The organism is Frankia sp. Allo2, assembly GCF_000733325.1.
Classification (GTDB): Bacteria; Actinomycetota; Actinomycetes; order Frankiales; family Frankiaceae; genus Frankia; species Frankia casuarinae.
The window spans coordinates 380,075-393,234 of the sequence record NZ_JPHT01000001.1; the positions used below are offsets into that span (position 1 = coordinate 380,075).

The 13,160-nt window shown below is 70.9% G+C and carries 10 protein-coding genes and 1 riboswitch; of the genes, 5 read left to right on the top strand and 5 right to left on the bottom strand.

Annotated elements, in window-relative coordinates:
- Window positions 1-72 precede the first annotated feature (72 nt).
- Window positions 73-750 carry a transglycosylase family protein gene (locus ALLO2_RS01570; RefSeq protein ID WP_011438719.1) on the bottom strand — a complete coding sequence of 226 codons (678 nt, stop codon included), beginning with the start codon at window positions 748-750 and terminating at the stop codon, window positions 73-75.
- Between the two features lie 6 nt (window positions 751-756).
- Window positions 757-991, bottom strand: a riboswitch (cyclic di-AMP (ydaO/yuaA leader).
- A gap of 905 nt (window positions 992-1,896) precedes the next feature.
- Window positions 1,897-2,934 (bottom strand): class II fructose-bisphosphate aldolase, encoded by a 1,038-nt coding sequence (fbaA, locus tag ALLO2_RS01575; protein WP_035729149.1) that lies wholly within the window; start codon window positions 2,932-2,934, stop codon window positions 1,897-1,899.
- A gap of 233 nt (window positions 2,935-3,167) precedes the next feature.
- On the opposite strand from fbaA, the gene ALLO2_RS01580 reads away from it, so the two are divergent.
- The 5 genes from ALLO2_RS01580 (at window position 3,168) to ALLO2_RS01600 (ending at window position 8,490) form a co-directional block, all read left to right on the top strand.
- A complete protein-coding gene (locus tag ALLO2_RS01580) occupies window positions 3,168-3,767 on the top strand; it encodes a DedA family protein (RefSeq protein ID WP_023840672.1) in 600 nt (199 codons plus the stop codon).
- A gap of 309 nt (window positions 3,768-4,076) precedes the next feature.
- Window positions 4,077-4,796, top strand: coding sequence for a CAP domain-containing protein (locus tag ALLO2_RS23060; protein WP_051874777.1), 720 nt, complete (start codon window positions 4,077-4,079; stop codon window positions 4,794-4,796).
- 270 nt (window positions 4,797-5,066) lie between these two features.
- Complete coding sequence (locus tag ALLO2_RS01590) at window positions 5,067-6,362, top strand: NAD(P)-dependent oxidoreductase (protein WP_035729150.1); 1,296 nt, start codon at window positions 5,067-5,069, stop codon at window positions 6,360-6,362.
- Window positions 6,355-6,954 carry a hypothetical protein gene (locus tag ALLO2_RS01595; RefSeq protein ID WP_035729151.1) on the top strand — a complete coding sequence of 200 codons (600 nt, stop codon included), beginning with the start codon at window positions 6,355-6,357 and terminating at the stop codon, window positions 6,952-6,954. Before ALLO2_RS01590 ends, ALLO2_RS01595 begins: the two co-directional genes overlap by 8 nt.
- A gap of 438 nt (window positions 6,955-7,392) precedes the next feature.
- Window positions 7,393-8,490: a nucleotidyltransferase gene (locus ALLO2_RS01600; RefSeq protein ID WP_035729153.1), complete on the top strand. Its 1,098-nt coding sequence runs from the start codon at window positions 7,393-7,395 to the stop codon at window positions 8,488-8,490.
- A gap of 32 nt (window positions 8,491-8,522) precedes the next feature.
- On the opposite strand, the gene ALLO2_RS01605 is transcribed toward ALLO2_RS01600, so the two are convergent.
- The 3 genes from ALLO2_RS01605 to clpB all read right to left on the bottom strand — a co-directional run bounded on the left by ALLO2_RS01605 (window position 8,523) and on the right by clpB (window position 13,062).
- Window positions 8,523-9,854, bottom strand: a complete 1,332-nt coding sequence (locus tag ALLO2_RS01605) for a PH domain-containing protein (RefSeq protein ID WP_157493240.1) — start codon at window positions 9,852-9,854, stop codon at window positions 8,523-8,525.
- On the bottom strand, window positions 9,851-10,336 hold the full coding sequence (locus ALLO2_RS01610) for a PH domain-containing protein (RefSeq protein ID WP_035729154.1): 486 nt from the start codon (window positions 10,334-10,336) through the stop codon (window positions 9,851-9,853). The genes ALLO2_RS01605 and ALLO2_RS01610 overlap by 4 nt, the downstream gene beginning before the upstream one ends.
- A gap of 116 nt (window positions 10,337-10,452) precedes the next feature.
- Window positions 10,453-13,062, bottom strand: a complete 2,610-nt coding sequence (gene clpB, locus ALLO2_RS01615) for an ATP-dependent chaperone ClpB (protein ID WP_035729155.1) — start codon at window positions 13,060-13,062, stop codon at window positions 10,453-10,455.
- Window positions 13,063-13,160 lie beyond the last annotated feature (98 nt).

A 13,160-nucleotide genomic window follows, 5' to 3' on the forward strand; every position in this document is an offset into this window, starting at 1 on the left:
GCGGTCGTCCCTCCGCCACGGGGGCGGAGCGAATGGATCAGCTGATGGAGCTGATGGGGCTGATGGGGAGGATCAGCGGAAGGTGGCCCGCCAGGTCGCCGGGCCGACGATGCCGTCGACGGCGAGTCCCTTGGCGGCCTGCAGGGCGCGGGCGACTGCGGCGGAGCGTGGTCCGTAGCGGCCGTCGATCGTGATCGGATAGCCCAGATGGTTGACGCGGGCCTGCCAGGCCCGCACGTCGTCACGTACCTGCCTGGCCAGTGCGGTCGTCAGGTTACGGGTGAATACGGGGGTGCTCATGGAGATGGGGCTGACCGTCAGCTCGCGGCGTTCCGTCGTGCGCGAGGCCTGGCCCGAGGAGCTCGACGAGCCGCCCGCGAGCTGGTCGGCGCCCATCCCGCGGCCACAGGCCGGCCACTGGCCGAAGCCGGACCGTCGGGCGAGCTTGAGCGCGGCCTCGTCCTGGACGGCCGGGGAAGCCTGGTGCGGCAGACCGCCGTAGCCGAGGCTGTGCCAAGTGCTGGCGGAGAACTGGTAAGCGCCGTAGTACGCGTTGCCGGTGTTGGTCGTGTAGTCACCGCCGGACTCGCACTGCCGCAGGCCCGTCCAGGTGGTGGCCGCATCGGCCGGCTGGCTGAGCGCGAAGGTGCCGCCCACCGCCGCCGCGAGTACTGGTGCGACCACGAGGGCCCGGGCCCGGCTGCGGGTACCGGCGCGGCATTGTCGGCCACTGATACGTGCGTCGGACATGTCTTGTGGTCCTTCCCCACGCCTGCGAGGTGAGCTGTCGGATTCGGGCTGGGAACTGCCCGGCCGTGCCAGGGATCCCTGGAGACGGAAGCCGCACCGGAAATACCTTTCCGGGTGGTCGTCGCACATGGCTTCACCCCGAGAGCATCGAATCCTTTCGATACTCGGAGATGGGTCCCCCGTTCCTGCCGCCCGGTTCGAGAAATCGTCGGCCAGGGGCAGGATTCGGCGTGCCGCCCGACGAATGCCCGACGTTGTTGCCGGGCACGGCGAAAACCATAACCACGCCGCCCGGCGAGTCGCCAAGCATTGAATAGGGTGCGTGAAAAAGAGCACACTCGGCGCGCCTGCTTGAGTAGGAACTGGCGGCCTGGTATCGCGCGTGCGCGCCCGCTCATCAACCTGGCGGTACGGCGTGCGGAGGCATTTGTGCTCGGCCGATCACCCTGTTTGCCGATGGTCGACGATGAGCGGAGAGTCCCACATCAGGCCAGATGCGTGACATGTCGACAAAGGCGTGACGGCCCTGCTACGAGATCGACGCGAGTGATCGGCCTGATACTACGCTTCGTCCATTGAAGCCTGTTTTTGTGAGAAAAACAACGGAAATCGGGCGGTAACTTGCGGCGTTGTGATTTTTGCACACGGCGGATTCAATCGGACACCGACTGTGAAAAGCGCCCGTCGGATCACCACAGTGGGCGAAGGGGTTCCCTGGGGGTGGGGCGGTAGGTGAACGGTTACCGAAGGTCCGGTGCGTGTCCGCTCATTTGGCCGAAACCTGCTGGTTGCCGGCGGGGGCGGCGTTACGCGAGGAGCGGGATGCCGCGCCCGCTAAACAGTGGTCCCCCAGCCGTCGGAGCGACCGGGGGACCGCGCGGGCCGGCATAGTACGGGAAATCGGCGGGTCGTGCATCGGACCGGGGCGGGNCGGNTGTCCGCCGCGTGCCGGNCGTTCCGTCCGCCGGAAATGATGGAGAGGGTCGGACCGAGGGGTCCGGAGAATGTCCTCGGACGAGCGGCGGCGGTTGCTCGGTTGCCCGTTCGCGGCCGGCGGCTATCTGTCCGCTTGTCCGCCGGCCGGCGGACAAGCGGCCGGTATCCGACGAACCGATCCCGCCAGCCGGCGTGCGCTCCTGGGCCCGACTATGCCCGCCCGAGGCTGGTGCCGGCGGAACGGAGGTCCTCACACGCCTGGGCGACGCGGGCCGCCATGCTGCTCTCCGCGAGCTTTCCGTAGGTACGCGGGTCGTACGCCTTCTTCACGCCGACCTCACCGTCCACCTTGAGAACGCCGTCATAGTTTTTGAACACGTGGTCCACGATGGGGCGGGTGAATGCGTACTGGGTGTCCGTGTCCACGTTCATCTTGACCNCCCCGTAGTCGAGGGTCTCGCGGATTTCGGTGAGAGCCGNCCCGCTACCGCCGTGAANGACGAGGTTGAACGGCTTCGCGCCGGCTGGCAGCCCGAGCTTCCTGGCGACGTACTCCTGTCCTTCGTGCAGAATCGTCGGGCGTAGCTTGACGTTTCCGGGCTTGTACACACCGTGCACGTTGCCGAAGGTGGCGGCGAGCAGGTAGCGCCCCTTCGCGCCGGTGCCGAGCACCTCGGCCGTCCGCCACATGTCCTCCGGCGTCGTGTAGAGCTTCTCGTCGATCGCGCCGACGACGCCGTCCTCCTCGCCGCCGACGACCCCGATCTCGACCTCGAGAACGATCTTCGCGGCGGCGGCGTCCGCGAGTAGTTCTTCGGCGATCTTGAGGTTCTCCTCGAGGGGGACCGCCGAGCCGTCCCACATGTGCGACTGGAAGAGCGGCTCGCGTCCCTGGGCCACCCGATTCTTCGAGATCGCGATCAAGGGGCGGATGTAGGTGTCAAGCTTGTCGGCCGGGCAGTGGTCGGTGTGCAGGGCGATGTTGACCGGATACGCCTTCGCGACGTGGTGGGCGAACTCGGCCAGTGCCTCCGCGCCGAGGACCATNTTCTTCNCCGTCGAGCCGGACAGGTACTCGGCACCGCCGGTGGACACCTGCACGATGCCGTCACTGCCGGCTTCGGTGAAGCCCCGCAGCGCGGCGTTCAGGGACTGCGACGAGGTCACGTTGATCGCGGGGTAGGCGAAGGACTGGGCCTTCGCCCGGTCGAGCATCTCGGCATATACGTCTGGCGTGGCGATGGGCATCGGTGGGGCTCCTTACGAACCTGTAGGGGCGCCGATCAGCCATGCACCCGCGGTGCAGGGCAGCCGGATCGGGCCGAAGCCCGCCGTGGACTCCTGATGGGCGAAGGGTATGACGCCTTGCCCCGTCCCGGGGTCGGATGCGGCTGACGTCGCCGGCGCGGTGCGGATCCGCGCGATGTGGTCCCCGCCGACTTGGTCGGCGGGNGCCGACCAGGGGCCGGCACACTGGTCGAGTGGACGTCGGCAGCCTGTCCGGGATGACGCTGTACGTCGTCCTCTTCGCGGTCATCTTCGTCGAGAGCGGGATCCTGATCGGGTTCTGGCTTCCGGGTGACACCATTCTCTTCGCGGCCGGGCTGATGGCGGCGGACGCGGCGTCGAACGTGTCCGTCGCGGTCCTCTCGATCGGGGTCGCGGCGGCAGCCACCGTCGGGGCGGCGGCGGGCTACTACACCGGGCATCGTCTCGGCCGGCCGTACCTGGAACGCAGGCACGCCACGGTGCTGGCCCGTACGGAGGAATTCTACCGGCGGTTCGGGCCGATCACCCTGGTCGCGGCCCGCTTCGTGCCGTGGGCGAGGACGTTCGCGCCGGTACTCGCCGGGACCGTGGCGATGTCATGGTCCCGCTTTCTGATCGCGGTCGTGCTCGGGGCGCTCGTCTGGGGGACCGGATTGATCCTTCTGGGCTATACGGCGGCCGCCATTCCTGGGCTGCGGGACGCGGCGGTGTGGATCGCGCTCGTAGTGATCGTCATCTCCGTCATCGCCGGGATCGCCGGCGAGCTGCTGCGCCGGCGATCGGGCCGGCTCCCCGACCAGGGGCCGCGGTAGTCCGCGTCGGGCGAGGAGCGCCGAGGGGGCGGGCGAGGAGCGCAGGGATGTTGTCCGTCAGTGCCCCGCGGCGCCGGATCATGCCGGGAGATCCGTGGACCGGTAGTCTCCACGACGTTACGACCAGATCACATTGGACGATCAATTCCCTTTCCTATGGCAATTTCTGGCTATGGCCGGCTAACCTTGATCGATCCAGGTACGCGGTCGGGGGTCCGACCACCGAAGGATTCGATGCTTCGACAGCACGGGCGGCACCATGCGGGACGGCGTCGCGCCGGCCCCGTCCTCTGCAGCGCGGCAGGGGCCTTGACCGCGGTTCTGACGGTCGTGCTGCTCGCGGGTGGTCATTCGGCACCGCGTGACGGTGACCGCCTGGCCGGCCGCGCCGGCACGCAGCCGGATCGGGGCGTGGTCGGGGTGGCGGCCGGGGTCCCCCCCACGTCGATCGCGGGTCGGATCGCGGATCGGGGTGCGCCGACCGGACCCGGGGCCGAGCCTCCGCCCACCGCTCGCCTGGCCGGTCCGGATCAGCTGGCCGCCGCGCGGGCGGCGGCTCTGGCCCTGGCCGCGCCGGTGACTGCTCCGTCCGCGTCGGCCCCGGCCGTCGCATCCCCCCACCCGCCGTACCTGCCGGCCTCCTGGATGAGCCTGGTCGGTCAGGTCGCGACCTCGACCAACTTCGAGCGCCGGGCGGCCGGTTGTCCTCCGTTGATCGTCGACTTGCGGTTGGCCGCCGCGGCCCAGGCACACAGCGTCGACATGGCCACGGTCGGCTATTTCGGCCACGGCAGCCCGGACGGTCGCTCGCCCTTCGACCGGATCGCCGCCGCCGGCTTCTCCTTCTCCATCGCCGCCGAGAACATCGCCGCCGGTCAGCGCACCGTGGCCGAGGTGATGCGCGGATGGATGAACAGCCCGGAGCACCGATCGAACATCCTCACCTGCTCGCTGACCCGGATCGGCGTGGGCTACGCGACGGGCGGCAGGTACGGCACCTACTGGACCCAGGNCTTCGGGACGCCGTGAGGGCCGGCCCACCTGCCGGGCGCGACCGGCCCGTGGCATCCCGGGAGGTGCACCCGACCTCGATCCTCCCGACTCGCGGGGATGTCCCGGTCCTGATCAGTAGTCGATCCCGTAGGGTCGGGTCGTCGCCGACGGCAGCGAGCACGGCAGCGAGCACGGCAGCGAGCACGGCAGCGAGCGTGGTAAAACCCGCGGACCCAGCCGGTGGACGGGCCGGCGGGCCGCGCGGCAGCGCCGTCGGCGAGGGNGATCCTGGCAGGAGGAGCGACCTTGGTTCGGGCGGTGGTCACCGGCGCGGCCGGCTTCCTCGGCGGAGCGCTGGCCCACGCGCTGCGGCGGCGCGGTGACGACGTTGTCGCCATCGACATCCGGCGCGCGCCGGGTGTCATGCAGGCCGACGTCAGCCGTCCCGGTGAGTGGGAGAAGGCCTTTTACGGCACGGAGCTGGTGATCCATGCCGCCGCCATCGGGACCGGTGGCGTCGCGGAACTGACCCCGGTGCGTCCCGGCCGAGCCGGAGCGCCGGTACGGGTGTCCGACGCCGAGATCCGGCGGGTGACCCTCGGCGCCACGGCGGCGTTGCTCGACGCCGCGGGTCGGGCCGGGGTCGACCGCTTCGTCCATCTCTCCTGCGTGGACGTGCTTGCCCGGACGAGTGGCCCGGTCCCCGGCGGGACCGGGGACCGCAGGCCCGCGCGAGCCGTCGGCCGATCATTGGACGAGACCACGCCGATCGGACTGACCGGCGACGTCCGCGCCGACGCCATGGCCGCCGCGGAACAGGCGGTCGGGTCGGCCGCTGCGCACGGACTCGGCGCGACCGTCCTACGGATCGGGGATGCCTACGGTCCCCGGGCCGGTCGCTGGACCCTCTGGCCGGTGCTGCTGATGCGGGCCGGGCGGTTCGTCCTCGTCGACGGCGGCTGGGGTGTGCTCAGCCCCGTGCATGTCGACGACGTGGTCACGGCGGTGACCACCGTCGCCGGTGCGGACCGGTCGGCGGTCGCCGGNGNGGNGCTGCACGTGACCGGGGGGGNGNCGGNGTCTGCCGCCGACTTCTTCACCTTTTACTGTCAGATGCTCGCGATCGCGGCGCCCCGCTCCGTACCGGCCAGGGTCTTCGGAGCGGTCGACGCGATTGATCGTTTCTGTTCGTTCGCGGAGGGTTACCGAAGGCGAGGTGTGGACGATTCCGCGGCCGAGACGCCACCCCTCCCCACCCACCCGGTCCCGGCGGTCTCGACGACCTCGGTGCGGCCAGCGGGCTCGGCGGCCCCGGCGGCCCCGGCCGTTCCGGTGAACTCGGCGACGTCGCGGCGGGGACCGGGCCTGATCCGCGGNGTAGGTGCCCGTCTGGTGGCCGGAGTCGATCCCCGCGCCCGGGTGGACCTCGGTCCGCTCACCGTGCGCGCCCTGACCCGCGACGCGGGCCTCTCCATCGAGAAGATCCGGGCCCGGACGGGATGGTCGCCGGTCGTGCGGCTGCCCGAGGGCATGAACCGCACCGAGTCCTGGCTCCGGGAACGGGGTCTGCTCGGGGTCCGGGAGCCGTCCCGTCGTGGGTGAGGGCCCTACACTCACCACCTCCCGACTACTCGCACTCCCGCTCACCATTTGGAACGCGGGATACGTCGCCGAGGAGCTCGCGCCCTCGCTGGCGTTCACGGTCATCCCCCCGCGATCAGGCACGCGTGGCGCCTCCGGTGACGGATCCGGCCCCTTCGGCGGAATCGTCGGGACCGATCCTGCCGCGGGGGCGCCCGATCCCGACGATCCGGCGGGGGCGCTGCGGCGCGAACTACGCCGTCGGGCGAGCGCCGGCCACATGGTCCTGACCTGGGTGCTGCGTCGCCAGCCGGGTCGCCAGCCGGGTCGCCAGCCAGGATCGGCGGCGGTGGGCCTGCTCGCGGCGGAGACCCACGGCCGGCNGGNGGTGGTCGGGGTGTCGATCGCGCTCGGCTGCCGGCGCAGCGGCTACGCCACCGAGGCGATCCGCGCGGTCGCGGGATGGTTCGAATACCGCGGCGCTCTGGTGGAGACGCGGATCCGGCGCGGGGACAGCGTGGGGAAGCGTCTCGCGCAGGCGACCTCGTTCGTGCCAACGAGTGTGTTGGTCGCCGATTGGTGGCGGATCTGGCTGCGTCCGCCGCCAAGTTGACCATTGAGGTTTGTCACGCAACGTTATCGGGCGTCGGGCTTCGCCTGGGCCTGACGTCGCGAGTCACCGCCGACCGTTCCGGTACCGTCCGGATTCGGCCGTCATCCGGCCCGAACGGGCAAAACCCATGTCCAGCCGCCTTTCGCGGTGTGGCGGAAGGTCATTGTGACGGTACCGTTACCATGCTGTGTTGTCGGCTGGGTGACAGCTCCCGGCTCATTTTTTCGCCGTCACGAGGAGAGTGGTGAACACGCCGCGCAGACAGCCCCCTGTTCAGACTGTGATGCCCTGGGGCACCATGTAAGGCGATGTCGCGACCAATGGCCGACGGGCCGAAGCTGGGCGGGGCGTCCGTGGGGGTCCGTGGGAGGGCCGTCGCGTGCCCGGGGAGGGGAGCCCGAGCGGTCCGGCGCCACCTGCGCCTGGGAGGTCAGCACCATGAGTGTGGATACCCCTCGGGGAACACCGGCCGGAGTCCGGCCGAGCGAGGTCACGTACGATCATCTGATCATTCCGCCGGACTGGCGTCGGCCGAAGGAGTCGGCGCCGGGGACGCTCAACGCTCTGTTCCCCTCCGAGGGAGGCCCCCGCGCCGAGCCTGCCGCGGCCGGCTCGACGTCGCCGATCAACCCGACAACCGGTCCGTTGACGGGTCCGTTGACGGGCCCGCTGCTGGTCGGCACCACGGCGCGTGCCTTCGCGAAACTCGACGACCTGATCCGTCTCGGTGCCGAGGACCGTGCCGTCGTCGCGGCTCGCCGCGACGAGGCGGAGCGGGCGCTGCGCGCGATCTTCCCGCCTCGTTGCGCGCTGCCGCTGGTCGGGGTCGCCACGATCGGCTCGGCGGGNCGGGNCACCATGATCCGTCCGCTCGACGAGGTGGACATCTTCGCGGTCTTCTCGGCGGCCAACAGCGCCTGGAAGCGTTTCCGCTGGGACTCCCGCGACCTGCTGCTCTGCGTGCGCAACGCCATCGGCGGAGATCGAATCCAGACGATCGGTAGCCGCGGCCAGGCGCTGCGCATCGTCTACGACGCCCCTCCGGACGTCCATCTGGTGCCGGCCTTCGATCATCCGCGTGCCGGGTACGTCATACCCGATCGGGTCGGTGGCTGGCTGCCGACCCGGCCGGAGCGGCACACGAGCTGGACGGCGGACCTCGGCCCCCGGGTGATCTCGGCGGTCCGCCTGCTCAAGGCGTGGAACCGGGTGCGCGGCAGCCACCTGCGCTCCTTCCACATCGAGGCGCTCGCCGGGCAGGTCCTCGCCGGCCGCGGGCTCAACACCCGGCAGGGGCTCGCCGAGGTCTTCCGGCATCTGGACGATGTCGGCCTCACCGTGGCCGACCCGGCCGACGTCGGCGGGGACCTGTCGTCGTATCTACGCGCCGAGGACATCGAGGCGTTGGCCGAGAGTGTCCGGCTCGCCCGGATCTACTCGGCGAAGGCGGTGGACGCGGAACAGGCCGGCGATCACGAGGAGGCCGTGAATCTGTGGGGTTCCCTCTTCGGGCCGGAGTTCCCCACGTTCGGCTGAGGGCGGGGGCTCCGTTTACCCGGCGCCCCGGCTCATCCAGCGGTCCGTACGGCGTGGCGCCGACCGATCCGGGATCGTTCGGCCTGTGCGGCGGCGAGCGAGACCGCCTCGTCGGCGTCGCGCAGGCCGGCCCGCACCGTCACCGGGCCGCCGGTGGTATCGAGGTGCATGTCGGCCAACCGTAGCAGTCTGGCCAGCGGATTCTGCACGATCCGGATGCTCTGCACCTTACCGTGGGGGATGAGATCGGTGTGCCGCCGGACGATTCCCCGGCGTACGACGAAGACCGTGTCGTCCGCTCCGCAGGACAGCCGCCGCCAGTGGAGCGGGGCGAGCCAGGCGGCCCGGCGTGGCGGCCGGGTCATCGCCACCGCCGCGACATCCACTCCGGGCAGTAGCCGGCCGATCAGGGCCAGCGCATCCGCCCGGCGAGCCACCGGTAGCAGCACGGAGGGCCCGCCGCCGGCCACGTTCATCCGGAGCGTCACCCAGCCCGACCAGCGCCACAGCGCCGGTTCGCCGATGCTGATCGCCTGGACCCGTCCCGGCGGGACCGTGGCGTGGGTGCGGTTGAGCAGACCGCTGTTGATGCGCAGCCCGTCGGGTGACTCGGAGACGGTGTAGGGGTAGCCGGCCGCGAACCGGCGAAACGTCGTGTGCCAGAGGCTGCCGAGCATCGGAACGGCGCCGAGGGCGCCGGTGAGGGTACCGGTCAGCAGGGCGGGCGTGGCGATCGCGGCCACGCCGAACAACGCCACCCACGGCGCGGGGGACAGCGCGATCGCGGCCACCAACCGCCGTGGCGGCACCTCGGCGAGTGGGCGCTGCGGTGCCTCGCCCACGTCCGGCGCGAGTCCCGCGGCGGTGGCCAGCAGCTCGNCCCGCAGCCGCTGGGCGTGACCCACCGACAGGTACCGCAGGTCGGACCCGGAGTCGGTGTCCAGTTCGGAGCGTTCCCTACCGGCGAGATCGATCCGGAGGATGGCGAGCCCCGTGACCCGGGCGAGAAGTGGTTGAGCGATGTCCACCGACTGTAACCGATCCAGCCGGACATGGCGGGTCCGTCGGACCAANAGCCCGGNATCGAGCCGAAGATTGTCGCGTTCGACCCGGTAGCGGGTGAATCGCCAGGCGCAGTATCCGTAGGTGCCGGCGGCGGGAATCAGGAAGATCAGGGTGAGCCCGATGATGCGGGGGGTGACGTCGTCGGCGAGGTTTCTGCCGACCGTCGCCATGAACGCCACGACGATTACCCAGCCGCGCAGGAACGGGGTGAGCGGATGCAGCCGGTGAAACCCGTCCTGGCCGGGGCGTGTCGCCCGAGCCGGCGCTTCGCCGGTGGTGGACCCCCGCTCGATCGTCACAGCCCGGCCGACCGGGCTTCACCGCGTTCGGTGAGCGCGTCACGCAGCCGCGCGGCCTCGTCCGGGGCCAGGCCGGGGANGATGGCATCGCTGTCCGCGGCCGCGGTGTGCAGCTGCACCTTGGCGATGCCGAAGCGGCGCGCCAGTGGTCCGGCGGTGACGTCGACGAGCTGCATCCGGCCATACGGCACCACGATCAGGCGACGCGTCAGCACCCCGCGGCTGATCAGGAGATCGTCCTCCCGCTCGGCATAGCGCCAGGCCTGCCAGCGGAGGCCGATCGAGCGCCAGAGCCAGCCCGTCACGAGGATTGGCGCCACCGTGATCAGTATCCAGGGCCAGCCGCCGAACGCCGCCGTGATCAGCAGGGTGAGCGCCACCACCGGGACGGCTCCCACGATCAGGAGCGCCCGTCGAAGCCGCCGTAGGCCCGGTGGCAGGNCCCGCCACTGCGCGGGATCCGGCAGAAGAGCGTCGTGCATTCCGCAACGATAAGTCGCACATCCGCTACGTCCGGCCCGAATCGGTCGAGGAACCGACGGCGTGCCGTCCCCACGATGGTCCTCGCCCGGTCTGCGGCGATTCGCCGGGAGGCCCGTCAGAGGGACTTGACGGTGGCGGCCTTGACCGTCAGACCCGAGCGGTCCGGCGCGGTGTTGACGAGCACCTCGTCGCCGTCCCGGATCTGCCCGCCGAGCAGTTCCTTGGCGAGCTGGTCGCCGATCGCCGTCTGGACCAGCCGCCGCAGCGGACGGGCCCCGAACACCGGGTCGTAGCCGACGTCGGAGAGCCATCCCTTGGCGGCGTCGGTGACGTTGAGGGTGATCCTCCGGTCGAGCAGCCGGGCCCGCAGCCGATCGAGCTGGAGATCGACGATGCGGGTCAGCTCGTCCCGGCCCAGCTGGTCGAAGACGAGGACGTCGTCGAGGCGGTTGAGGAACTCCGGCTTGAAGGCGTCGCGCACGGCGACCATCACCGACTCGCGGCGCACCTGCGGGCTGAGCGTGGGGTCCGCGATGAACTGCGACCCGAGGTTCGAGGTCAGGATGAGGATCGTGTTGCGGAAGTCCACCGTGCGGCCCTGGCCGTCGGTGAGCCGCCCGTCGTCGAGAACCTGCAGCAGGACGTCAAAGACGTCCGGATGGGCCTTCTCGACCTCGTCCAACAGGATGACACTGTATGGCCGGCGGCGGATCGCCTCGGTGAGCTGACCGCCGGACTCGAACCCGACGTACCCGGGTGGGGCGCCGATCAGACGGGCCACCGAGTGCTTCTCGGCATACTCGCTCATGTCGATGCGCACGATCGCCCGCTCGTCGTCGAAGAGGAAATCGGCGAGCGCCTTCGCGAGCTCGGTCTTCCCGACCCCGGTGGGCCCGAGGAAGAGGAAGGAGCCGGTCGGCCGGTCCGGGTCGGCGATCCCGGCCCTGGCCCGGCGGACCGCGTCGGAGACGGCCCGCACCGCGTCGTCCTGGCCGATGACCCGCGCGTGCAGCGCGGACTCCATACGCAGCAGCTTCGCCGTCTCGCCTTCGAGGAGGCGACCGGCCGGGATCCCGGTCCAGGCGGCGACGACCTCGGCGACGTCGTCCGGGCCGACCTCCTCGTTGAGCATCGCCCCACCGGGGGAGTCCGCGCCGGCCAGCGCGTCGGTTGCCGCCGACAGCCGCTTCTCCAACGTCGGGATGGTGCCGTACCGCAGCTCCCCGGCCTTGGCGAGGTCGAGGTCGCGCTCGGCGAGCTCCACGGCGCGCCGCGCGTTCTCCAGCTCCTCCTTGATCTTCTGAACCTCGGAGATCGAATCCTTCTCCCGGTGCCAGCGGGCCGTCAGGCTCGACAGCTCCTCACGCCGGTCGGCGAGCTCGCGCTGCAGGCGCCCCCGCCGCTCGCGGGAGGCCTCGTCGTTCTCCTTGGACAGCGCCATGTCCTCGATCTCCAGGCGGCGCACGGCGCGTTCGAGTTCGTCGATCGCCACCGGCCGGCTGTCGATCTCCATGCGGAGCCGGGACGCGGCCTCGTCGACCAGGTCGATCGCCTTGTCCGGCAGGAAGCGCGCGGTGACGTAGCGGTCGGACAGGGTGGCCGCGGCGACCAGCGCGGTGTCGGTGATGCGCACGCCGTGGTGCACCTCGTAGCGTTCCTTGAGCCCGCGCAGGATGCCGATGGTGTCCTCGACCGTCGGCTCGCCGACGAGGACCGGCTGGAAGCGACGCTCCAGCGCCGGGTCCTTCTCGATCCGGGTGCGGTACTCCTCCAGGGTGGTGGCGCCGATCATGCGCAGCTCGCCGCGGGCGAGCATCGGCTTGAGCATGTTGCCGGCGTCCATCGCTCCTTCCGCCGCACCGGCGCCGACGACGGTGTGCAGCTCGTCGATGAAGGTGATGATCTGACCCTCGGCCTCGCGGATCTCGTTGAGGACAGAGGTCAGCCGCTCCTCGAACTCGCCGCGCAGCTTGGAGCCGNCAACCATCGAACCGAGGTCGAGCGAGACGATGCGCCGGCCGCGCAGCGACTCGGGCACGTCACCCGCGACGACCCGCAGCGCGAGCCCTTCGACGATGGCCGTCTTGCCGACCCCGGGCTCGCCGATGAGGACCGGGTTGTTCTTCGTCCGCCGCGACAGCACCTGGATGACGCGGCGGATCTCGGCGTCGCGGCCGATCACCGGGTCCAGCTTGCCCTGCTGCGCACGCTCGGTGAGGTCGATGGAGTACTTCTCCAACGCGCGGTAGGAGCCCTCCGGGTCCCGGCTGGTCACCCGCCGGGCGCCGCCGCGCACCTTCTCGAAGGCGCCGCGCAGCGCGTCGGGCGTGGCGCCGGCGGAGGTGAGGATCCGCCCGNCCTCGCCCCCCTCCTCGGCGAGTGCCACGACCAGATGCTCGACCGAAGTGTATTCGTCACCCAGCTGACCGGCCTGCCGCTCGGCGTTGTTCAGCACCGCGATGAGCTGGCGGGACAGCTGCGGCGGGGNCACGCTCAGGCCCGTCGCGCGGGGCAGCCGCGTCACCGCGGCCTCGGCTCGGGAGCGCACCGTGTCGACCGAGGTGCCCGCGGACGCCAGCAGTGCCGCGCCGACCCCGTCGGACGCTTCGAGCAGGGCGTTGAGCAGGTGGAGGGGGTCGACGAGGGGTGACCCGTCGGCGGTGGCTCGACTGATCGCTGCGGAGAGTGCCTCCTGCGACCGGGCGGTGAGGCGTTCAGCGTTCATGGCGGATCCCAGATGGTCGGATGGCGTGCACCGTCGCTTTTTCAACGCTCAGCATACCTGAGTCGTTCCCACTCAACCCTGCGGGCGCGCCGCGATGA

What these genes read in the sequence shown, in the direction of transcription:
- ALLO2_RS01570 (WP_011438719.1), bottom strand. Translation starts at nt 750, where the DNA reads ATGTCCGACGCACGTATCAGTGGCCGACAATGCCGCGCCGGTACCCGC.